General features: G+C 63.6%; 17 protein-coding genes. 7 read left to right on the forward strand and 10 right to left on the reverse strand.

The genetic code is table 11. The features are described from left to right. From NA3_RS04190 to NA3_RS04205, 4 genes are read left to right on the forward strand one after another with little or no spacing between them, the layout of a single operon-like run. Window positions 1-993, forward strand: coding sequence for an MlaD family protein (locus NA3_RS04190; protein WP_062962251.1), 993 nt, complete (start codon window positions 1-3; stop codon window positions 991-993). Window positions 994-1,031: 38 nt separating this feature from the next. Next, complete coding sequence (locus NA3_RS04195) at window positions 1,032-1,994, forward strand: MlaD family protein (RefSeq protein WP_227995047.1); 963 nt, start codon at window positions 1,032-1,034, stop codon at window positions 1,992-1,994. Then, on the forward strand, window positions 1,991-2,947 hold the full coding sequence (locus NA3_RS04200; protein WP_062962253.1) for an MlaD family protein: 957 nt from the start codon (window positions 1,991-1,993) through the stop codon (window positions 2,945-2,947). Before NA3_RS04195 ends, NA3_RS04200 begins: the two co-directional genes overlap by 4 nt. Before the next feature lie 48 nt (window positions 2,948-2,995). After that, complete coding sequence (locus NA3_RS04205) at window positions 2,996-3,664, forward strand: hypothetical protein (RefSeq protein ID WP_227995045.1); 669 nt, start codon at window positions 2,996-2,998, stop codon at window positions 3,662-3,664. 8 nt (window positions 3,665-3,672) lie between these two features. Here NA3_RS04205 and NA3_RS04210 read toward each other — a convergent pair whose 3' ends face one another. Both NA3_RS04210 and NA3_RS04215 read right to left on the reverse strand, forming a co-directional pair. Beyond that, entirely contained in the window at window positions 3,673-4,698 is a 1,026-nt protein-coding gene (locus tag NA3_RS04210; RefSeq protein ID WP_062962254.1) for an AraC family transcriptional regulator, read from the reverse strand. Between the two features lie 83 nt (window positions 4,699-4,781). Continuing rightward, the gene (locus NA3_RS04215) at window positions 4,782-8,027 is read right to left on the reverse strand and encodes a protein kinase domain-containing protein (RefSeq protein ID WP_062962255.1); all 3,246 of its coding nucleotides are present in this window, start codon (window positions 8,025-8,027) and stop codon (window positions 4,782-4,784) included. A gap of 1,398 nt (window positions 8,028-9,425) precedes the next feature. Here NA3_RS04215 and NA3_RS04225 point away from each other — a divergent pair. After that, window positions 9,426-9,791 carry a hypothetical protein gene (locus NA3_RS04225; protein ID WP_147287708.1) on the forward strand — a complete coding sequence of 122 codons (366 nt, stop codon included), beginning with the start codon at window positions 9,426-9,428 and terminating at the stop codon, window positions 9,789-9,791. A gap of 1,178 nt (window positions 9,792-10,969) precedes the next feature. Here NA3_RS04225 and NA3_RS04235 read toward each other — a convergent pair. The 3 genes from NA3_RS04235 to NA3_RS04245 form a co-directional block, all read right to left on the reverse strand. Beyond that, entirely contained in the window at window positions 10,970-11,977 is a 1,008-nt protein-coding gene (locus tag NA3_RS04235; protein WP_062962259.1) for an LLM class flavin-dependent oxidoreductase, read from the reverse strand. Between the two features lie 494 nt (window positions 11,978-12,471). Then, entirely contained in the window at window positions 12,472-13,011 is a 540-nt protein-coding gene (locus NA3_RS37520; RefSeq protein ID WP_181838477.1) for a PIG-L family deacetylase, read from the reverse strand. A 334-nt stretch (window positions 13,012-13,345) separates the two neighbouring features. Continuing rightward, window positions 13,346-14,407 carry a hypothetical protein gene (locus NA3_RS04245; RefSeq protein ID WP_062962261.1) on the reverse strand — a complete coding sequence of 354 codons (1,062 nt, stop codon included), beginning with the start codon at window positions 14,405-14,407 and terminating at the stop codon, window positions 13,346-13,348. A gap of 2,049 nt (window positions 14,408-16,456) precedes the next feature. Between NA3_RS04245 and NA3_RS04255 the strand changes: the two genes are divergently transcribed. Further along, window positions 16,457-19,213, forward strand: coding sequence for a TIR domain-containing protein (locus tag NA3_RS04255; RefSeq protein ID WP_084491128.1), 2,757 nt, complete (start codon window positions 16,457-16,459; stop codon window positions 19,211-19,213). After that, complete coding sequence (locus NA3_RS04260; RefSeq protein ID WP_157126526.1) at window positions 19,191-19,886, forward strand: hypothetical protein; 696 nt, start codon at window positions 19,191-19,193, stop codon at window positions 19,884-19,886. Before NA3_RS04255 ends, NA3_RS04260 begins: the two co-directional genes overlap by 23 nt. A gap of 195 nt (window positions 19,887-20,081) precedes the next feature. Here the strand turns inward: NA3_RS04260 and NA3_RS04265 are convergent, their stop codons facing one another. The 5 genes from NA3_RS04265 to NA3_RS35460 all read right to left on the reverse strand — a co-directional run bounded on the left by NA3_RS04265 (window position 20,082) and on the right by NA3_RS35460 (window position 23,179). Continuing rightward, complete coding sequence (locus NA3_RS04265; protein ID WP_128145355.1) at window positions 20,082-20,732, reverse strand: DUF6338 family protein; 651 nt, start codon at window positions 20,730-20,732, stop codon at window positions 20,082-20,084. Further along, the gene (locus tag NA3_RS04270) at window positions 20,729-21,205 is read right to left on the reverse strand and encodes a TIR domain-containing protein (protein WP_062962266.1); all 477 of its coding nucleotides are present in this window, start codon (window positions 21,203-21,205) and stop codon (window positions 20,729-20,731) included. The genes NA3_RS04265 and NA3_RS04270 overlap by 4 nt, the downstream gene beginning before the upstream one ends. Further along, on the reverse strand, window positions 21,202-22,143 hold the full coding sequence (locus tag NA3_RS04275; protein ID WP_062962267.1) for a caspase family protein: 942 nt from the start codon (window positions 22,141-22,143) through the stop codon (window positions 21,202-21,204). Before NA3_RS04275 ends, NA3_RS04270 begins: the two co-directional genes overlap by 4 nt. Window position 22,144: 1 nt before the next feature. Then, window positions 22,145-22,522, reverse strand: a complete 378-nt coding sequence (locus NA3_RS04280) for a TIR domain-containing protein (RefSeq protein ID WP_062962268.1) — start codon at window positions 22,520-22,522, stop codon at window positions 22,145-22,147. Between the two features lie 204 nt (window positions 22,523-22,726). Continuing rightward, the gene (locus NA3_RS35460) at window positions 22,727-23,179 is read right to left on the reverse strand and encodes a toll/interleukin-1 receptor domain-containing protein (RefSeq protein ID WP_063917287.1); all 453 of its coding nucleotides are present in this window, start codon (window positions 23,177-23,179) and stop codon (window positions 22,727-22,729) included. Window positions 23,180-23,222 lie beyond the last annotated feature (43 nt).

Genomic DNA, 23,222 nt, shown 5'->3' on the forward strand with positions numbered 1-23,222 from the left:
ATGAAGTGGAAACGAACCACCGCGGTAGTCGGGGCCGCCGGACTGGTGGCTGCCGTCGTGATCGCGGCCGGTAGCCGGTTCGACCGCGGCATCGTCAGGGCCGATGACGGGTACTGCGCGCTGATGCCCGACACTGTGGGCCTCTACCCGGGCAACCCGGTAACCCAGATGGGCTATCCCGTAGGCAAAGTCGACCACGTCGATCCGCAGGGCGGATATGTCCGCGTCACCTTCGAACTCGATCCCGGGCGTCGATACCCTGCGGATGTCAAGGCCGTGACCCGCTCGAAATCCATTCTCGCCGACCGCAGTCTCGAACTGGTAGGAAACTACCGTTCCGGCGCACAGCTCGAAGCGGGGCACTGTATTGCGTTGAAGGACACCGCGACTCCGAAGAGTCTGTCCGAGATCACCGGCTCCGCCGCGGATTTCCTCGGCCAACTGACCCCGGGCGACAATACGAAGGCGTTGACCGACGCGGTCGACGGTCTCGCGAAAGCTCTGGCCGGACAGGGTGGAAACGCGCACCAACTCATGGTGAACGCGCAGGACGCGATGGCGAGCCCCGATCGCCTGGTCTCCGATATCGGATCGATCCTGTTCAACCTGTCCCCACTGACCACTCAGGCGCTCGCCGACTGGAACAGCCTGCATCACACCGCGGAAGTTCTGCCGACCGACATCACCAGCCTCACCTTCGGAGCCTGGCCGGGAGTCGACGGACTCATTCGCGGCATGGGCCCACTGATCGCCGTGCTGTACGAAATTCAAAGCCAATACGGTGATGCGATCTGGCCGACGGCAGATCACGCAGCCGACATCATTCGCCTGGCGGCCTCCCACGCGAACGATATCCGGGACTTCCTGGGGCTGCTGCCCGGAGTCGCGGCATTCATGACGAACACCGCGCACGGCCGCAGCGTGCAGTGGCAACCTCCGACGGTCGACGGAACCAATGTCCTGGACCTCGCATTGGAGAGGGAACACAGGTGAAACCAGGAATTCGCGGAAAAGCAATCTGCACAGCCCTTTTGGCCACAACCGTTGCCGTCGGCACCTCGTGCGCGATCGACCCCGATCGAGTTCCCCTCCCCGGAACGGGAACGAGCAGCGGTTACGGACTGACCTTCGAATTCACCAGCGCCATGAACCTGCCCGACCGCGCCAACGTGATGATGGACGGGCTCCGCGTAGGTCAGGTGCAGAACACGGCCCTCAGCGGTTCGGCCGTCAAGGTCGAAGCTCGGATCTCCGACGCCACGCGCGTGCCGGCCGACGCCACCGCGTCCATCCGTCAGGACACCCTGCTCGGCGATACATACGTCGCGATCGAACACGACACGGACCGCCCCGCAACCGGCTTCCTCCCCGCCGGAGCGATGATTCCGGCTACTCGCACAACGTCGCCGCCCCAACTCGAGGATGTCATGGCAGTACTGGCGAACTTCATCAACGGCGGCAGCATACAGCGGGCCCAGGACGCACTGGTCAAGATCAACAAGGTGATGCCCGCGCCGCCGGATGTCGCGCATATCGCGGACACCGTGTCGGTCGACCTGCAGGACCTGTCCGCGCGCAACAGCGAGATAGATCGATTCCTCGAGCAGCTCAACGCGACGTCGACAGCGGTCGATCAGAGCGGACCACAGTTGGCGCAGATGTTCGACGACTCCGCCACCCACTATTGGCATCGGCTCAACGCCGACGTCATGCAGTACGTGGGAACGCTGCTGCCATCGATCGGAAGTATCTTTCAAGGGGGTATCTGGCTCGTTCCCCTGCTGGAATCGCTGGCATCCGGCGCCACCGTGATTCGCTCCACAGCCGAAGACGTCCCCTCCGACGCCGCCGCGATATCCACCTTCCTCACCGGCACCCTGCTGCCGTTCCTGCGCAACCCGTCGCTGAATATCCAATCCATCGGAACCCAGGACGGAACCGACCTGACCGCCGGATTGGGCAATGTGCTGCGCATCCTGGGAGCAGTCCGATGAAGCTGCGAAACGCGGTGTCGCTGTTGGGATTGTCGGCCGTCGCCGTCGGCTCGGTGCTGTACATGAATGTCCTCGGGCTCGGACTGGAACCGTCTCCCTACGACCGCGACGCGACCTTGACAGTCGGCGACACGAATGGGTTGATCGTCGGATCGAAGGTGTTGCTTCGCGGCGTCGCGATCGGCGAGATCGCTCAGGTGACGCCCGACGTCCACGGTGTGCGGATCCGGATGAAATACAAAGGCTCATATCGGATTTCCACCCAGAGCCGATTCCGGATCGATACCTTGTCCGCCCTCGGGGAGGCGTACGTTTCCGTCCTACCCCCCTCGTCCGCCGGCCCCTACCTGACGAACCACGCACAAGTCCCGGCGGCGAACGTCACCGTGCCGACGACCGTCCAAGAGCTGTCCGCGCGCCTGACCCGCCTGATGGAGCAGGTACATCCCGACCAGGTCCGCGACATCATGAACCAACTCGACCTCGCGCTGCCCGACGACAGCGTGGTCCTGGTCGACCTGAATCGCGCCTGGTCGCTCTACGAGCAGATGATCACTTCCCGAGCCGACGACCTGTCGGTCGTTCTCGACAAGTTCCAAGCACTGCTCGCCGACAGCGTATGGCTACCGAAAAGCCTGGCTGGCACCTCGGTCGATATCCGGAAATTCGGTGTGGATATGGGCAATTGGCTCAGCCATTCCGGAGACGTCGTCCTCGAGGCACCGTTCCCCGACGGCATCAGCAAGGGCACCGGTCCGTTCATCGACGAGCTGCAGAAGTTCCTCGACAAGGCAGCGCCCGGCCTGCAAGTCCTCGGTGTCACGACACTTCCGGCGGTTCGTGCGGGCGCTTCGGCCATCCGCACTCTCAATACTGCCGATCTCCTCGACAGCGCGATTGCGAACACCGCGAACGGAGCGCTGACCGTCCACGTTTCCACCCCCGGAAAGTAGTCCGGACCACGCCGAGAAGCCCATCGAGTACAGGAGCCGATCCACATCATGACAACATTCCGAGACGACATCGACACCTCGCGCGAACCGGACCCCGCGATCGCACCCGAGACGACAACATCCGCCGAGGCGAAGCCATCCGCCGAACGCACGCGCACAACACGCGCTGCTTCGGCGCTACGGCCGAACAAGGCGCTGGGCGGCAGTGTGAAGATCACAACGCTCGTGATCGCCGCACTTGTCGCCTGCCTGGCCGGCTCGTCGGTGTTCTTCGGCTGGCAGGCTCATACCCAGTCCGACCGGCTAGCATCCATGCGCGCCGACGAAGCCGACCGCGGCCACGCGGAAAAGGTGGCTCTCGACTACGCCACCGGCGCCGCCGACATGGATTTCAAAGACCTGCAAGCCTGGCAGAAACGACTGACGGCGAATACGACGCCGGAGCTGTCCAACAAGTTGAAGCAGGCGGCCGGATCGATGGAGCAGATCATCACCCCACTGCAATGGACGTCGAGCGCGACACCGATCGTGGCCAAGGTTCGCTCCGACACCAACGGCCAGTTCTCGGTGGACTGCTTCGTCAGTGTCCTCACCAAGAACGCGCAGGCGCCCGACGGCGTGCAATCGACGGCAACCTACCGATTGACGATCGACAAGAACGCCGGCTGGACGATCACCGACGTCGGTGGCATAGATTCCGCCCTTGCGAAGAAATGAAGTTCGTTTCAGCCGTGTCGGTTCGAGACGCGGCAGAAACGAGCCGGGGTTGTGCCCGTCCAGCGTTTGAAGGCTCGGGTGAAACCGCCGACGTGGGTGTAACCGAGCCGGGCCGCCACCACTTCCACCGACTCACCGCTCGCCAGACCGTCCGCGGCGATCAGATGGCGCGTCTCGTCGACAAGTTCCCGGAAGGTGGTGCCCTCCTCCGCCAGCCGCCGAAACATGGTGCGCACGCTCAGCCGCAGATCCGCGGCGATCTCCTGTTGCGACGCACTTCCACCACAGGCCAACAGCAACTGTCGTACCTGCGCCGCGACACTGGTTCGCAGACGTCGGCGGCGGCGAAGATCCTGGCACTGTCGTTCGGCCATCGCGGCGGCGTGCGGATTGGCTTGTGGCATAGAACGATTCAGAATCGACGGACTCACCGTCAATCGAGTCGCGGCCGCGCCGAAGATCGGTCGACAGCCGAGCACGCGGTCGTACAGCTCTTCGTAATCCGGCATCGGACAAGACAATTCGATCCGCGTCAGTGGCTGCTGCAGATCGAAAACACCACGAGCGGCGGCGACGACGCAGGCCACATCACGCTCGATGAGAAAGGTCCGGATCGTTGCGGGAACACACGCTGTGTCGATGACGATATCGACGCCGTCGGCACACTCCCGTAACTGCCAGTCGAAGAAGGAGCTGCCGAGATCGATGTACTCGATCGCGGTATGCAGTGCCGTTCGCACCGTCGGAGCGCTCAGCACGCACAAGGCCCACACACCATGGGTAGCGAGCTGATAACGGCTTCCCGCCGACAAGCCGATCCCCGGGACGTTTCCGACTCCGGCGACGACATTGCGCACCAGGCGAAGTTCTTGTTCCGCTTGAATGTCGGCGTCAGAATCCTCCAGGGTCACGGGATCAATACCGGTTCCCTCCAAGATCGCGGGCAACTCCATTCCGTGCTCGATGGATACTGCGGCCAGAAGCGCCGCACTCGCCGTCGATCGCGCCAGCAGCATCCGGGTTTTCGTCTCCATCGTTGTCGAAGTGTGGAAAGCACTGATCAAGAAGTGTTTTTCACTGCCCCCGCGTCACCGTATTGTAGACGAACCGGATGCGGTCACATTTTCTCGGCCGACCCCGCCGACTCCACCACCCAGGCCGCGATCTGGGCGCGAGAGGTGAAGCCGAGTTTGGTGAGGATGTGCTCGACGTGTCCCTCGGCTGTGCGTTGCGAGATAACGAGTTTCGTCGCGATCTGCTGGTTGGTGAGTCCTCGAGCGACCAGATCCGCGACCTGTCGTTCGCGTTTGGTCAAGCTCGATCCCGCACTGTGATCGGGCTCGGGTTTCGGTTCCTCGAGCGCGATGGCCACAGCGTCGCGACGACTCATCGACTGGCCACGGCGAAATTCCTTGTCGAAGTGTCGATCACCCAGCGCACGACGCAACCCCGTCTCGCATTGGTGATGAGCACGGTCCAGCTCTGGATATACGGAAAATTCCGAAGCCGAGGATTTCAGCAGCCGCTCGGCGGCCCCCAGCAGAACCGCCGCCCGGCCGGGGTCGCTATCGGCGACGCTCCATGCGAGCCCTTCGAGATCGAGCGCCGCGACCACGGGACTGTGCGCATTTCGATCCAGTTGGAGCGATTGCCGCAACAGGTTTCGCGCTTCGCTTCGACGCCCCTGGAGGAGTACGGCCAGAGCCAGTCCCCACAGGCCGCCGGCCCGAAAAAGCGTTTCGCCGTGTCTCTCGGTGATTGCCTGCAACTCCTTGTGGGAGTCGATCGACTGGGCGATATCCCCATTCGCCGCGCTGGCGACGCCGTACAGCATCAACATCTCGACTCGAACATGCTCCGGTCGCAGCGAGTCGATCCCGTCGACGGCACGATGCAGGCAGGAAACCGCCCGAGCGGCATCGCCTTCGTACAACGCCACGGCACCTTCCGCATAACCGATCAATGCCCCGTTCGCCGGCGTCGGATCCCGGTCGACAATGGCACGCGCCTGTGCGAGCAAGCGGTCCGCGGAGTCGATATCCCGTTGCAGCGCCGCGGTGACGATGCTCGCATGCAGCGCCCTGAGGCGCCCGGGGGCCGACGCGGCTCGCGGATGCGCGAGGACACTTTTGAGCCAACGCCTGCCTTCTCCTTGCATTCCGCGGAAACTCCAGAACGGGAACAGCGCAGCGGCCATACGAAGGCCGGCTTCGGCGGCCTCCGCACTGTCCTCGGTCAGCGAGAATTCCAGTGCGTCCCGCACATTGGACAGCTCGCGTTCGAGTCTGCGAAGCCAATCGATCTGCCGCTCACTGATCCACTCGGACTCGGCATTCACCACCATTCGCAGATACCAATCACGGTGGCGGCTACCGAATTCGGCGTCCTCGCCTGCTTCTCGTAGTTGGTCTCGGCCGTATTCGCGGACCGTCTCGAGCATTCGGAACCGCACGGTTCCGTCGCTGTCTTCGCGTAACACGATCGACTTGTCCACCAGCGTCGACAACGCGTCCAGCAAATCGTGCGGAGACCGATCCGGGCCGCAGATCTGTTCTGCGGCATCGAGTTCGAAGCCGCCTGTGAAGATCGACAATCGAGCCCACAGTTGTTGCTCGATGGGCGTGCACAATTGGTAGCTCCAGTCGATACACCACCGCAACGTCTGTTGCCGCCTCGGCGCCGTCCGGCTGCTGCGGGTCAACAGCGTGTAGCGATCGGTCATCCGCTGCAGAATCTGCTCCGGTGACATGGTTCGCATCCGAGCCGCCGCCAGTTCGATCGCCAGCGGGAGGCCGTCCAGCCGCGAACAGATGCCCGCGACGGCGTCCTTGTTGTCGTCGGTGATTTCGAATCCCGGCACGACGGCGGCCGCGCGTTCGGCGAACAAGGTGACCGCATCGTATTTGGGAAGGCCCCGCAATCGGTGCAGGCCCTCACCCGAGGGTGCGGACAGCGGCGGCACCCGAACCACCGCTTCCCCGGCAATGTCCAGCGGTTCACGACTGGTGACGAGAATCCGTACGTTCGGGCAGGACGCCAGCAGAGCCTCCACCAGAACAGCCAATTCCGCCACGACTTGTTCGCCGTTGTCCAAGACCAGCAACATATGTCGATCCCGCAGGAAGTCGATGAGAACGTCCCGCATGGGGCGAGCCGACTCACCCCGCAATCCCAATCCGGTGGCGACCACGTCGATCAGCAGGGATGGATCGTGCACGTCGGCCAGCGCGATGACCCGAACCCCGCCGGCGAACTCGGACCTGGAGTTCGATGCCGACCGAAGCGCCAGCCGCGTTTTGCCGACACCGCCGATACCCGTCAAGGTCACCAGCCGCGAGACCGCCAGCAGGTTCTTCACCTCTGTCGTCTCGGCACGGCGATCGATGAAACTCGTCAACTCCGGCGGTAACCCGCCAGTCCGATCCCAGTCTCGGGCAGTATCTTTCGATGCTTCAGTGGTCGGCTCGCGGTGGGAAGCCATGTCGGTGACCCGTTCTCCGCGAGCACGCTGCACGTCCTGCATCGCCTCACCGAACTCGGTCACCGACGGTCGCCTCGCCGGGTCGCGACTCATCGCCGACTCCACCAACGTCGCCAGGTCGCGGGGGACCCCGCGGTCACGCAAATCCGGTATCGGCTGGCTGGTGATTCTCAGGAACTGCGCGACGACCTGCTCACCGCTCCGGCGTTCGTACGCGGCATGTCCGGTCAACGCGGCGAACAGGGTCGCTCCGAGTCCGTACACATCGGCGGCCGGAGTGACCGAGTCTCCGCTCAACATCTCCGGCGCCGTGAAGGCCGGCGACCCGGTCAGAATGCCCGAGCCGGTCTCGAATCCTCCCGAGATCCGCGCGATACCGAAATCGGTCACCGCGGGGTCGCCGTAGTCGGTGAGCAAAATGTTGCCCGGCTTCACATCGCGATGCACGATGCCGACCCGGTGCGCGGCCGCGAGCGCACCGGCGACCTTCACCCCGATCTGCAGTACCGTCTCCACCTGGATCGCGCCCTGCCGGCGTATCCGGGCATCGAGGGAATCCAACGGGTAGTACGGCATCACCAGATACGGCCGCCCACTGGCCGTGACGCCCACCTGCAGGACCGTGACGATATTCGGATGCCCGGTCAACCGGCCCATGGCCCGCTGCTCCCGGAAGAATCTCGCTCGGTTGTCGGCGTCCAACTCCGCGGTCAGCACCTTCACCGCCACCGTGCGGTCCAGCGCCACCTGCCGGCACCGATACACCGCGCCGAAGCCGCCGTGACCGATCTCCTCCGCATCCTCGAATCCGGATGCGCTCAACTCCGCCGCCACAGGCATGTGCATGTCGCGGCGGGTCCGCTGGGGATCATCGTCGACCATCAGCGACGCTCGATTCGCTAGGCGGTGCACGAACCCGTGCACAACACGCTTACCTTCCGTCCACCGCTCAGGGTATCGCCGGCAATCGCGACCGACCTGCGAACCGAGGCACAGTTGTTACGCACTCCCCGCCACTCCACGGCAGAAAACGCGGAATCGACGTGCCACGCCTCGCGCAACGACTGCTTCAACCGAGACTTCAGGCCACGCACCACCGCGGTAGCACAATCAAAGACGCCCTCCACAAACGCCGCACCCCCATGTGCCCCGCCGGCGGAACCCGCAGCACACCGAACGCGTGTGTCGAAGTAGGGGGCTCCGGGAGTAATCGCCGAATATCGGGCGGATACGGCGTAGCTGCTGTTGGGGGTGACGTCATGGTTGTCCGCGCAGCGGGGTGGTTGGTCGGCGTGATGGAGGCTGGGTTCGTGGCGCCACGGGTCTGTCGTCGGAACCCGCGAAAGAGTCACTTATGTCTGTATCAGTGCTGGATATGTCGATGTCGCTCGACGGGTATATCGCGGACTCCGATGACCTCCTCGGCGGTGAGGACGGTGAGCGATTGCACCTGTGGGCCGAGGAGACCGACGCGTCCGGGCCGCTCGCCCAGTTTCAGGAGGAGTGGAACGCCGCAGGTGCGGTGTTGTCGGGCCGACGGACCGCGGAACTGATGGACCACTGGGGTGGCGATCACAACGGCCAACCGATCGTCGTACCCAGCCATCGCCCGCCCGCACCGGCCGCTCGCTGGGGTTACCCGCTGGTGACCTATGTGCGGGACGGCATCGAGAGCGCGATGGCACAGGCGAAAGCCGCTGCTGGGGAGCGGAATGTGCAGATACGCGGGCAGGTGAGGGCGGGCCCTCACCTCCTGGGGATCGGGTCGAACGCCGGCGGTCGACCACCAGCAGCGCCGAGGTTGCGGCGATGGATGGACTGGTCGGCCGGGACCGGGATGGTTGCCTCGATTCCATGCCGGCGCAACCAGTCCCGGTTCGCACGACTGGAACGGGCCTCGTCGGCGAGCCCAAGTCCACTGTGTCTGAGGAAATTCGCCTCGCGACCACTACCGGAGTTCCGGTGCTTGATCCTGCCAACGCAAGAGCCACCAGCAGTCGCCGGTCCAATGCCGAAGCGACCCGTTCGGCCTCGAACCACACCGTGTCCGACTCTGCAGGTGCACAGGTGTGAGGGCCGGACACGCCGGGGTGAGCGGACGTGTCGGCCGATGCAGGCGGTGCGCCTACCGTGGTTGCGTCGGGTTGTCTGCCCGGCGCCGCGCGTGAGCGCGGCCGGCCTGTCGATCAGCTTGTCCAGCAAGTTTCTTGCGCTGTCGCGGGGAGAAGCCGGCCTCGTGGCGGCACGACCGGATCGGTACGACACCCCAGGAGGTCGAAAATGCGTGATGCTCGTTGTGCCCGGCCCCTTGTGCCCACCGCCTTCCTCGCCGCCGCGGCCACGGTGACAGTGTGGGCGCCGACGGCCTCAGCCGAGCCGCTCGGTCCGCTGCCGGTCTACACCTGCGACATCGCGGAGCAAGGGTTCGGTGCGACGGAACTCGACGGAACCAGGGCCATCAGGGGGCAGAACTGCCAGGCCGACGAGGGCACGCCCACCAGCGGGAAGGTCGAGGAAGCGACGCTCATCCAGCCCAGAGATAGCGACCTCGCCTACATCTGCAACGGCACGGTGTTTGTCCACCAGAACATCATCAACGGCCAGTTGGACGTCACGACCGATCGTTGCCGCATCCCCGGGCAGTGACGAATTCGGTTACGTGCCTCCAGATCCGGGCTTGCCCAGCACCTGACGATGGACCGACCAGGAGTAGCTAGCTCGACGAGGCACCACCCGACGACAGGAGCGCCTACCGAATCCAATGACCACGAACATCACATATGCCACACCTGCATCAGAAGGCGCAAAACACCCAGCTGGGTTCGAAACAGGAAAAGAACGATATTTCCGCAGATCAGACGACTACACGGGCCGAAAACCAACCCAAAGACAACGAAAGGCCAGAATTCAGAAAAGCCTCCGACCAGGCATTATAAGAATTTGTGGACCTGGCTAGGCGTTACGCGAAACGAGACGACCTGCGGAAACTCGAAAAGCTCACCGCCGGAATCCAATCCGACAACCCCGAACCCACGCGACGGCAGCGGAAATCAGCCGGGCCGGTTCGGCCCAAGTCGGCCCGGAACATTCAACGCCGACTCCCCCGCCACACCATCGACCAACTCGTCCACGCCTACCGAGATGGCGCCACCACCCTCGAACTAGCCGCCAGATACGACATCTCAAAAACCGCCGTCCTGAACTTGCTCAACCGAGAATGCGTCACCCGCCGACACCAGCCCCTCACCGACGCCGACATCAACCACCTCGAAAACCTCTACCTCGCCGGCCACTCCCTCGCATCCTGCAGCCGACTCACCGGAACACCCGCCAGCACAATCAAAGACGCACTCCACAAACGCAGAATCCCCATGCGCCCCGCCAGCGGACATCGCAACAGCCACGCATGAGCCGATCCCGGGTGTCGACACGCTGGAAAGACCACCCAATTCAACCAATAGCGAATCTTCAGCAATCCCTGGGCTTTCAGCCGCGCGCCGTCGCTTACAACCCCACGTCGTCGACGAACAGCACACCCCCTGACAGGAGGAGGCCCGGATGACAACACGTACCCACATACCTGATCCGCCAGGTGAAAGCCCTGCATCCCCGCGAAAGCTTCGCCTCGATCCAGCACCCTCAAAGGGAATCCCGCGAACGCCCCGATTCACGCATAGCAGTGCTTCGGGAGGCCGGCATGAAGCTGCCCATCATCCTCCACCCAGTCGCCGCGTCAAGACCGGAGGGACTGTGCAAACAACTGTGTGCGACAGCCACTTAGCTCGACGTGCTCCCGTGTGGCCTCCTCGCCGCCCGGTAACCCCTTACCTGCCTACTGCGCCGGCGAGCCCCGCGGCCAGCAACTCGAACGACCTGCGTCGGTCGTGCGGGTCGTAGAGATCGGTCTTGATCAGAAGTTCCTCCGCGTCGGTCGCCTCTGCCAACTCGCGCAACTGCGGCAACACCGTCGCGGCTGCCCCGACGAAAACCCCGTCGAGTTCATCCGCGATGTCGCGTCCGGCCGCGTATCCGTAGTGATCTGCGGTCTGCGGGCTGGGTAAACGTATGGGCTGCACCTCTTTTCGCCGCGCAATCTTCATTCTCAGTGATCCGGACAGCCACCGGGCACGTTCGTCGCTGTCGGCAGCGATCGCCGACACGCTGACCATGACCCGCGGCCCGGGACACAACAGTGAAGGCTGAAAGGTCTGCCGGTAGACACGAGTGGCCGCGACGGCGTTTCCCGGCTCGAGATGATGAGCGGCGACGAAAGGAAGCCCGAGCACACCGGCGACACGCGCTGTGTAGTCGCTGCTTCCGAGCATCCAGATCTCAGGTCGGCTGCCTTGGGCGGGCACTGCCACGACGCGGCCCTCCGTCGTCGGATCGAACATGCCCAGCAGATCCCGGATCTGTTCTTCGAAGGGGACGGCCGACCGCTCGTGTGAGCTGCGGATACGATCGGCAACTTCGCGTGGCCCGCCAAGGGCCCGGCCCAATCCGAGGTCGATACGGCCGGGGTGAAAGACCTCCAACGTGCCGAATTGTTCTGCGATCACGATGGGTGAGTGATTCGGTGTCATGACACCGCCAGCTCCCACTCGCACATGACGGGTCACCGACGCGACGCGGTCGATGATGACTGCCGGTGCGGCACTGGCCACTCCGCGCATACCGTGATGCTCGGGTACCCAAAACCGGTGGTAGCCGAGCCTGTCGACGAACCGCGCCAGCTCGATACATTCGAGCAGTGCGGTCTTCGCGTTCGAGCCCTGCACGATCGGCGCCGTATCCAGGACCGAAAAACGCAGCGCAGCACGATGATTCGTCATACTCCGTACCTTTCCGCGGTTCGAAGGCCCGGGCTGTGTAAACGACGCAATGGCAGCCCAGCTCCGGAGAAGATCCGGTCACTCGAACAGCTGTAGCGCCGATAGCTTCGAAAAGTGATCGTCGACGCTGCTGGGTAGCAACTCGACGCACTGACGAATACGGTCATCACACTAGTCCGGCCAACATGTTCGATTCTTTTCGACCGCTTAAATGAGTCCGGCAAAGAGATCTACTTCCGGCATCGGCGCCCCGGTCACGTCGTAGGCGCGAATGTACTCTTCGACAGCGAAGACCGTGGGCCAGTATTCCACCGGTACCTTCGCGGTGGTGGAGGTGTGGATCTGGCTGACATGGGAAACAGCGCCGCCCGCTTTCTGGAAACGACTGAACGGATATCGATACGAGCTGCTATTTGTTCATCGATACGGTCGGTGACTCGGCGTCGACCGGGGTCGGGTTCAGGGTAGTCGATGCCTGCCTGCCGGAGAGCACCTCACACCCGGTTCCAATACCGCGTCCCATGGGCCGCGTAATACAACTTGGCCACCACGTTACCGGCGCGAACAGCGACTTCGGTTGCCGTCGCCGCATGGATGTGATCGACATGCCGAGTGCCGGTCGGCTCGTGAGTGACAACGACCTGCGGGCAGTGTTTATCGATGAGGGCGCTCAACTCCTCCGCGACGGTCTGCAGTGGAATGTCCGCGAATACTGTGCATGCCGGACGCATCTGATAGATAGAGCCCGAATCGTGATGAGAGAGTAGTTCGAGCGCGTCGACCCCGAGGTGCGTGCAAGCTGCGCGCAGCTCCTCCAGCCGGGTCCGGGCGACCTTCCCCGCGCTGTGTCCCTCAGAACCCGGTTTCGCACCGGCGACTCCGTCGCCGTACTCACCATTCGTGCAGGTCACCAACACGGTGCGCACCCCGCGTCGTGCGTACAAGCTTAAAACGCCTCCCGCACTGGTGGATTCATCGTCCGGATGGGCCATCACCGCCATCAATGTCGGAGGCGAGGCCGAGTCGGACATCATCGAGGCCCTTCTGTCGTTCACCCGCCCTATCCCACCACGGTGGTCGATGGTGATACTCGCCAACCGCAGCGTGGGCGTTTGCCTCACCGTGTGCGGCTTGTTCCCGGATCCAGCTGAGGTGGTCGCTGCAGTGTTGAACAGGTGAAGCGAGGAAAGCGGCTCGAGGACGAAACTGCGGCATACGTGAGGCGAACTCGACGCACGAGCGCACTCGCCCCAGGGCGCAACGGTGACGTTCGAGTGCGGGTTCAGTACCCAAGTTCGGCTCGATATGATCCCGGCTTCTGCAAATGTGAACTGTTGACGCTTCTGTCGGGGTTGAGGTTCTGGAGGCTCATTCATGGTCGGCAGCGCAGGGGCGAGGCGGCAATCGAATAAGGGGGTCGACGATCGGTGCCAGCTCTCGGCGGACGCGGCGGCGCGCGGTCCATATCCAGCGCAGCCGGGGTAGGACCGGATGGAATCCGGTGACGGTGGGATGCCACGCGGTATCGAAGGTGATGATCGTATGCAGCGGAAATTTCCAGTGCACCCCTGTGGTCGGCGGAGTACAGGCGGGAAGGTCGGGCAGTCGCGGCGGCGCCGGCCAATCTGGTCGGCCCGCAGCCCGACGCGTGTCTTCCTGCGTCACCGCGGACCGGAAATGCGCGTATTCCTCCGCGTCACCGGCGATCAACAGAACCAGCCGCGTGGGGGGCACGGTACGGACCGCCTCGGTGAATTCCCAGATCGTCCCGCGTCCCAGCGAAGCCATCATCAGGACCGCGTGCGCGCCCCGCAGAAGTTCGGTCACCGCGCCCTGCCAATCCTCGGCGGGCAGGTAACCGCGCTGGGCGCCGATCAACGGCAACCGCTCGCCGGGACGGCCGACCGCCACAACCCGACCTGCTGCGGCGAATTGTCGCACGACGACGTCCTCCACGGTGAGCCCGATGCCGAGAAGGATTTCGTAGGGAGAATTCATCCACCAGCGGGGACTGGTGGGCGCAGCGGCCGCGAGCGCCCGATCGTAGGCGAAGGAACGCAGATAGAGCAGGTAACGGGTGTCGTCCAGTTCATCGAAGGTGGTGACGATCCGCGCACTATATTGGCGACCGAGCCTCAGGGCCGGGAAGCTGACGGCGATGAGGAACACCCCGGCGGCATCGTAGGACAATGCCAGCATCCCGTTCCACAGCAGGGGAAGTGACGCGATGACGCTATCGAGGGCGTGTCCGCCGCTGAGCCCGATCGCGCCGATGAGGCGTGCGGACCAGCCGAGCCGCAGCAGCATACGCCGCGGTCGTGTAGAGCGCGGCCTGCCGCGGGCGCTGGGCTGGGAGGCCGAGGCCCAGTGGCGCGCCTCGGAGCGTTGGTCCCACCACAGCCCGAGCGCGATGCCGACCATGATGAGCACGAGACCCCCTTATGTCGAGCGTCCATCACCTCGGCGCCGAGGTGCGTCGATGACCGGACGGTACGCGTGGGGGCTGAGACTCGTCAACCGAACATGTTGCCGCCGAGGGTTTTTCGCCGCCGCCACCGAAGGAGTCCTCGATATCGCTTGCACCGGTATGGGTTCGTCGACCGCGACGGCTCCTGGACCAGGATCAAGAATTTTCAGGTCGGCGATGGGCTGTCGCCGGGGCTCTGTGTTGGCCCCGTCGGATCCCGGGGGAGTTCGAACGAAAGCGTTATGGTGCAACAAGATCCCGCACGTACTGAGTGCATACCGGAGCTGCCCCATCTGAGTGAACAGGGAGTGTGTTTCGCCGCGCGTTCACCGCCGTTACAGCGTGCTCGGCGTGTTGCCTATGTGTCGCGGCGCCCGGCCGACGCGGACGCCGAATATCTTGTCGAGGGCGAACATCGACACCGGTTCTGCCGGAAACGGATCCGCTTCCAGACCCAGCTACGGCGACGGCACGGTGAGCCCGAGCACCGGTCCCGGTACGTGCTCGCACCGCGGCGGCGAGGAGAAGAACCAGGGCCACGTCCACCACGGTGGCGGCGGCCACCGCGGATAGATGCGACTCGGCATCGGCGGGCGCGTAATGGGCGTCCGCATGGGGAATCAACGCGAGGTTTCGGCGCCGGCGTCGGCCCGTTCTCTGCCGGTAGCGGCTGGAGGGGTCGCCGACGCGGCCGCGGTCGACCATCGTCGTCATCTTCAGCCTGCGGCTGTCTGCCCGTGCTCGAACGCTGTTCGCCGGCTGTCTCGCACTGGCCGTGCTCTGGCTCGTGGAATGGCCGTATCTACTCGGAACCCGGCTCGTCGTTCAGGCGCACAATCCGTCGATCGCTCGCACGCTGATGGGATGGACGTTCGAGGTCCCATATCTAGCGCTCTTCGCGATGATGGCGATCGGCTGGATTACCGATGCGATGAAACCGACGCGGCCGCAACACCCGCCTGCGTACTACGGATGATCGAGCGCGGAATCGCCTTGTGATCTGATGTCTCTCGGGAAGCCGGCCGGATGGCAACGACCTGACGGCACGATCGCCCGAAGGCCACCGAGGCCCGGCGCGGCGAGCCGCCATGTCCGACTAACCGATATAGCCAAGTCAACGCGCAAAGCCGCAACGGGAAAGGAACGCCGCTGCTGCGACGTGATCCCCACGCCGCCGCCGATGTCCCGGCTCCCGTGCGGTCCGGTGCTGATAGCCGCGGCCTGCGACCGGGCACTTGGTTCGGACCGGAACGCGCGTCCGTCGGCAGTCCTGCACTCGTTCGGCGGTCGAACTGATTCCCGACGGGTTCAGCAAGGAAGACGCCGACGGGACCAGACGATGGAGGCCGCGCTGTCAGGGAAGTCGATCACCTCCGCCCAGCCCTCCGAGGAAGGGCGCGAACTCTGTTCACCGCGCTCCCGGCAGTCCAGAGGAGAGTGCAGAAATCGACCTTGCGATGTTGAAAGTGCTTCGCGCAGAACGAAACAGCTTCCGGTTAGCGAACACGAGCTGGAGCAAGAGATCGCGAAACTCACACGCAAGGAGCTGGCAATTGAGCGTTGAACGAAGGATTGCCAGGCGCTTCGCTCGGCGCGCATGTCTGAGGGGCGCATGGGCCCCATCTCCATCGGCCTGCTGCTCGGACTGATCACAAAATCGGCCGCCGGAGAGGCCGGCAAGAGCGCCTGGAAAGGGCTGTCCCAGCTCGCACGACGTGCTTCGGCGACGAGACCAGGCAGCACTGGACCTCCAGAACGCACAGGATCATGACGAGGGCGCACAAGACTTGGCCCAGCACTTGATGAGTCCCGCCGCCGCCGACCCCGGACCTTGCCGACCCCCTCCGAGACCGCCTGCAGACCGGGTAGTTGATGTTAGCGGCGATCGAGTTGGCGATGCGCATCGAACTTGATTGACCGACATCACCTGTGCGCACAGAGCGTATGTGTAATGATCGCACTTACGTGAGTCTGGGCGCGGGGGCCTGACGGTCTAGTCAAGGGGTTCGGGTTTGATAACGCATCGGTCCGATGCCGGGAACGATCATGGTCAGTTCTACTCGGGATTCATTTCCTACAACCATGAACACGATCTGGAGTTCGCGACAGCTTTGCAACGGGAACTCGAGAAGTACGGTCGACGATTCTATCAACTGCGATGTCGTCGAGTGTTTCGAGACAAGACCGAAGTCTCGATCGGGGATGAATTGCAGCCGGCTGCTCGGGCGGGTCTGGCAGACTCGCGGTGGATGATCCTGCTGGCGAACGAGCGCGCGGCGCGGTCGCGTCATGTTCAGGACGAGGTTGCCTGGTGGCTGAGTAATCGCCCTTCGGAAACTTTGCTCGTGGTCCTCACCGGCGGTGAGATCCTTTGGCAGACAGGCGCTTTCTTGGATCCGCGTTCGTCTGCAGTCCCGCCACGCCTGCTCGATTTCCCGTTGCCGGAGTTTGTGTATTCGGATCAGCGGTGGGCGTACGGCCAGGACAATTTCGCTTCGGACCCGAGGTTTCGGGAACTGGTGGTGGAGCTTGCCGCCCGCTTGGACGGCGTGCCGAAGAACGTCCTCATCGGAACGCACACAAATCAGCGACGGATTCTGAAATGGGTTGCAGCCGTGATGGTCTCACTGCTCGTGTTCGCGCTGGCGGCAACCGGAATCAGTTTGGCCGCGGTGGCTCAGAGCAGGGACTCTGTCAGAGAGAAGTCGATGCTCGCGATGTCGCGCCTGTTGGTCGCCGAGTCCGATGGACTGTCTGAATCGGACCCGGACACCGCGCGACAGTTGCTAGCGCACGCGTATCGTCTCGCCCAGACACCGCAAGTGAACGGCGCCATACAGAGGAGCGCTGCGTGGTCTCGGCAGATCTACGCTCGCGGACTTGTGCGTGCGGCGGCCTTCCGTCCCGACGGCAGAATTCTGGCGTCGGTTTCTGACGAAGGGTTGCAGATCGTGGACGTGCGCACCGGGCGGGTGCTCGCACAACGCAGCGATCAAAGCGGGTACGCCGGTGTGGTCACATTTTCCGACGACGGGACCGAACTCGCCGTTGGCAGCCGGTTTGGCGAGGTGATCTTGTACGACCTTACCGATCCCGCGAAACCTCAGGTGCGCTGGAAACGAGGCCGCTCCGAATCTTTCGTCTACGCGTTGCAGTTCGTGGGCAACGATCTCATAGTGAAAGGGGAGTCGAGCACCGCGTCGATTCTCGGTGCGCAGGGCGGAACCGGCGGACAACTGCGCACGAGTTCTGCTGCGGTCATAGACCGCCGCACCCGGATGCTAGCGACCAATGGGGGTTCCGGGGCGATGGTCAATTTCTCGTTCGTCGACCCGCACGGTGAGATCCAGCCGATCTCCGAGGTTTCGATGCCCGGCGCACTCGGCGCCTTCAGCCCGGTGGCTCCCATATTCGCGACCCTCGACGGAGCTACAGTACGCCTGTGGGACACGACCGAACCGAGGGCGCCTAGGCCGCTCGGCATTCTGTCGGTCGAGGACTATGAGGCCCAGCAGGTGGCGTTCAGTCCGGATGGCGACACCCTCGCCGTGGTCGGAAGTGGTTCGGGAACAATACGATTGTGGGATATCAGTGATCCCTTCTCCCCGAAGGCTGGCGACATGCTTCGGGGCCAGACAGGCGCGTTGCGGCGGCTCGTCTTCTCGCCCGACGGCAGGATGCTCGCCGCCTCGGGCTCGGAAGGCGCCACGGTATCACGGCCGGACAACCCGGACCGTGGATCGCTTCGGCTGTGGCCCGTGGACGGGTTCCGTCAAGGCTCATGGTCGGTTCGCTTGAATGTCGAGGGCGGCACGCCGAGGTTCTCGCCCGATGGTCGACTTCTATTCGTTTCTCGTCCGGCACGTATCTGGAACGTCGCCGGCGGTTCGGAACCGAACCCAATTTCCGACCTCAACGTGTCCCAGTCTTCCACCTTCGACTTTATGAGCCTGGATGGAGAGGGCTATGGGATAGTGCGTAGCTCGCCGCCGCAGGTGACTCTCGTCCGCGATAACGGGACGTACGGAGAATCCCGATCGGCGCCACCCGAGCTGCACGGTCCACTGACTGCGGGACCGCATGGTCTGATCTTTGCTGCGGAAACGAGCGCCGACAGCACGGTGTGGCAGGTGTCCGCGACTGGTGAGTTGCGCCGGGTGATGGTCTTGACCGGGGTGCGCAACGTCCGCTCTGCGTCTTTCAGTCCTGATACCGGACGATATCTGGCAATCGTCAGCTCCGAGGGGCAAGTGGCGGTGTGGGACCGCCGAGACGAGAATCGGCCCGCGCAGTTCGCCACATTCGCTCCACGCAGCCATGCGACACGAGTGCAGTTCCTCGATCATTCCACCCTCGTCGTGGGCGATGAAAAGGGCGCGATTTCGGTCTGGGACGTGTCGCGTCCCGCGTCGCCGCACATGATTACCAGTCGGGCCGGTCATGCGGGAGGGATCGAGGGCATAGAAGCGAGAAGCTCCGGCGATCTGGTCGTCTCGTGGGGCAGTGACCGCGTGGCCAAGTTGTGGACGCTTTATGGTGACGATCTCGTCGAGGTGTGGAGTTCGCCCTCCGCGGACGGCGATTCCGGCAACTCGATTAGTCCTGATGGAAAGCTCCTTGCGCTCACAACACCACAGGGCGTCCGGCTGGTCGATATCGACGTCGGCGCCGGAGTGATACGGCTCTGCCGGTACTCGGAAACGATCACCGAAGATCTGTGGCGACAATACGTTCCAGGAGAGGTTTATGATCCGCCGTGCAAGACGTAGCCGACAGCACCGGGGACGACTGGTTTTCGTGCTCTGCGCACTGTTGCTCGGTGGATGCGGTGGTGTACAGCCTCTGCCACCGATCGCCGGTGGGCCGGAAGACGCTTGGCTGCAATTAAATTCAGGTGACAGCAGAGAGCGCGAACCGCTCTCCGCGCCGAAGGCGATCGGACCCGCGCCGACGGATTTCCGCACCACCGACTGGACGAACCTGCGCCTGCCGGCGGAGTTCTGTCACGTGGAACAGCCGGTGGAGTTCCACAACGGCGAGGCGATGGTTACCTCCCGACAATGGGGCATCGTCCATATGAGTGCGCGCCTGGAGGCCCAGGGCGATCTGCTCAGCGACGGGAATGATTACGCCGCAGTGAGTCTCGGCTGCGACAACAACGGCGGCACGGCGGCCGGGTTGCTCGCGAACGGGGACGTGGTACTGACGGTCAAACAGCAAGCGCTGTGGAGTCTGGGAACCGTCACCCCGAAGAAGCGCCTACCGGACACGGGACCGAGCTGGACCACGAAAATCGAGCCCAGCGGGAAAGGCGCGCTCCGCGTGACGGAGTCTTGGTTTCGTCGATCCGACGGCACCTGCTGTCCGAGCGGAGTCGCTGAAACCGTCTGGACGTCAACCGATTCGGGATTCGTATCCGCCCCTACGCGCGTCGTGAAGTAGCCGCCGTCACGCAGAGGCCGGCGGATCGAGGTTCGGTGCTGTCGTGGATTGTTCCGAAGTTTGGGATTCGGCGCCCTGGGCGGGGCCAGCAGGTGAGCGGGGCAGTTCGAACGGCCGTCGCGGCGCTGCGTATCCACCGCGCTTTTGTGGCTCGTCGTCGTGCGCATCAGAGTCCGCGTTCTGCTCGTCGTGCATCTAATACTCCTGAATATCGAGGTACTCGATCTCGTTCCATCTGATCAACAGGCCGCGATCGCTGCTGACGGGTGTGGGCGTGCCCTCAGGCGTGAGAGACAACGCGCCGGTTGCACTGTCGATGTCGAAGGCAAGGGCGAGATACAGGTCGCCGTCTTCGGGAAATCCGGCCGCGTAGGAACGGCGGCCTTCGGAAGTGGTGCCGTAGTATCCGGCCAGCCAGCCCCCGGATTTCAGTTTGATCCGGACGACCGCACGTTCCGCGTGGCGCCACAGATAGTCCCAGGCACGGGGTTCCGGAGCCTCACCGACCAGTCGAATCGCCCAGTTCTTGTGGTGCTTGTGACCCCAGCCGAGGAGCGTGCCAACCAGTACAGGCACGATGACGTAAGTAAGGACCGATGCCTCCACCAGCCACGGATTGATCTTTCCGGTCGCCAGCCGGTTGCCGACCACGGCATGGCGGAACAGGAGATACTCTGGCGCGGCAAACAACGCATGGAAAAGCGCGGACGAGGCCAGGAATCGGATGAGCCGGTCGGCGAAGCTGATGCCGTAACTTCCGGCGACTCGTTCGAATGCGAAGGTGTATGACGCGCCCGGGAGAACCATCAGCAGCGCGACGACCAATGCTTGAAAAGTGGGAATCACGGCCGACGCACTCCCGGCGGCCAACTGATCAGCATGGGGCGTCCGATTGAGCGCGCGTACGCGACCGCGTCCGCGGTACCGCCGGGTCCTCGTGCGGGTTGTCCGTCCCAGACCGCCACAAGCACCTCGCAGTGCTCAACGACGAACACCCCCGCGGCGTGGAATGCCGCCTCATCCGGGCGGTCGTAGCCCAAGTGGGTGACAGTGCGCGCTGCCGCGCGCAACCGGCGATAGGAAGCCAAATCGTCGGCGCCGAAGGTAGATTCGTAGTTCTCGGCGGGAATGACGACATGCAGGCTGCCGCCATGGTCGAGTACTAGGCGCGCGAATATTTGATCAGCACCCGACGCCAGGCTGGTGATACCGACCGGAGGTTGGTTCTCGCGCGTCAGCAAGGCGCGGATGTCGGTCTCGGCTCGTCGTCGAGCGAGTTCAGGAAGCGACTGATGCCCGGTCACGCCGATGGTCGTCACAGGCGGTCTCGTTTCGCCAACTGCCAGTAGTGTCGGCCTAGGGGCGTCAGTCGGCATCCCAGGCTTTGCATCGCCGCATAATACATGTGCTGATGGCCGTCGGGCTCCACCAACTTGTTTGCGCGGCACGCTTGCAGTTGCGCGAAAACCGCCTCGTGTTCGGGATGTTTCGGCTCAGCGTCGGGCTCGTAGCTCGGGTCCAGCCGATACGTCTCGTCGGGGGTAGCGAACCAGAGGGGCAGTCGGCGCAGGGTTTCCAACGGCACCGAGGGATTGCACCGACGTAAGTCGTGCAACCGGTCCACGTTGGCCTTGAAGGTGGGGCGCTGGTCCCACGCGCCGAACGATTCGGACAGGTAGGCGTACAGGCCCGCGACGGTGACGTGACCGAGCACATCTGCCGCGCCACCGTCCAGCGCCCCTTCGAGATACGAGGAGAAAACTCCACGACCCGCGATCTCGTCCGACAGTTGGTCCCCGCGGCTCGCGGTCAGGAGCGAGAGTCCGTTCCGGAGTAGCACCTGGCGACGACTCAGAGCCGTGACCGTCCCCGCCCCGCCGGAGAAGCAGCAATCCAATATCACGACGATCTCACCGACCTCGGAACCGGCCACCATTTCCAGGATTTCGTTGAAACGGACGCCGGGCGTATTCCCTTGGCCATCGCTGGTGACCAGACAGACGTCATCTCCCACCGGAAGCCCATGGCCGGCGAAGTAGAGCAGAGCGAAGTCTGCGCCGCCGGCCAGGAGCGATACGATTCCGTCGAACAACTTCTCGCGAGTGACCGTGCCGAGCATCGTCTTGCAGTCGAAGTTGACCGAATCATCCTCGTTGCGAGCGAGCAACGGATGCAGAGCCTTCGCATCGTTGACACATCCTCGCAATGACTTGAAGTGGGTATAGTCATCGATACCGACCAGGATCGCACGTTTCATCTCAAAGCCGATCGATGAAGTCGGCGACTGCTTTCCAGGTCCACCCGCTACAGGGTGCATGACCCATTTCCGCTGGTTTCATCCTGCAGGAATCCAGCCAGATGCCTAGCAGCGGCTTGTTTTCTTCCCTCGCGCAACTGATTTCGAACAACTGCCCGGTGGCCTGCGCAGTACTCGAACTGAGCAGTGCGATCACGCCGTGGGAGCGGCGGATACGGGTACGCACCCGATCCTTCCACGCGGTCTCGTACGGCTGCTTCACCGACATGTCGATGAACTCGAACGGGGTGCGTGCGCTGATCCGCTGGCCGGTGAACAGATTTCGGCTCGCCTCGTCTTCTTTCGCAAATGCAATGAACACGGACTTCGCTGACGACATGCGACTCCATCCACTATCGGTAGGACCCAGGCGACCCGTTGAGGCGGTCACCATCAGGGGCACGGTTGCTCAAAGCGAAAGTCGCTCGAGTCGACCGCCGCGTTACGACGTCATAGCGATGCCGGAAGTAGGGAAGCGGTTTCGACGACAGGTCCGCGACCGCGGCGGTTGTTCCCGCACCGGCGCTCGGTGGTTCAATGCCGGCTATTCGGATCCCGGGAACGGCACGAAGTCCGGTCTTCCGCGGTCGGTCCGGACTGCGTCGAGCAGCAGCGCTCGTGCCTCGTCATCGGTCTTGCCGACCAAATCGACGTAGACGCGAGGGCCCAGCAGCCCCTTCACGTCGCAGCGTCGCACCATGACGGGCAGGAGCAGTCGGGCTTTGCCGTCGGCGTCGTCGATGAATTTCGCTGTCCATTCGGCTTTCACCATGGGTCGATCACCGAGGTACGCAGGCGATAGCACAACGATCAATCGGGTTGCGTCACGTACGAATTGGTCCATTTGAACGACGAAGTTCGCCCCTGTGTCGATGTCCCATGCTTGGAGCCGGCACGAGTGGCCCGCGTTCTCCAGCGTATCCGCGATCCATTGCGCCCATGCGGGATCGCCATCCTCGTTGGCGTAGCTTATGAAGAAGTCCCAAGGTGGTGCCATCGCTGAATTCTAGCGATGCGACGGGTAGGAACTTCCAGGAGGC

The sequence above is a fragment of the Nocardia africana NBRC 100379 genome, assembly GCF_001612635.1.
GTDB classification, from domain to species: Bacteria; Actinomycetota; Actinomycetes; order Mycobacteriales; family Mycobacteriaceae; genus Nocardia; species Nocardia africana.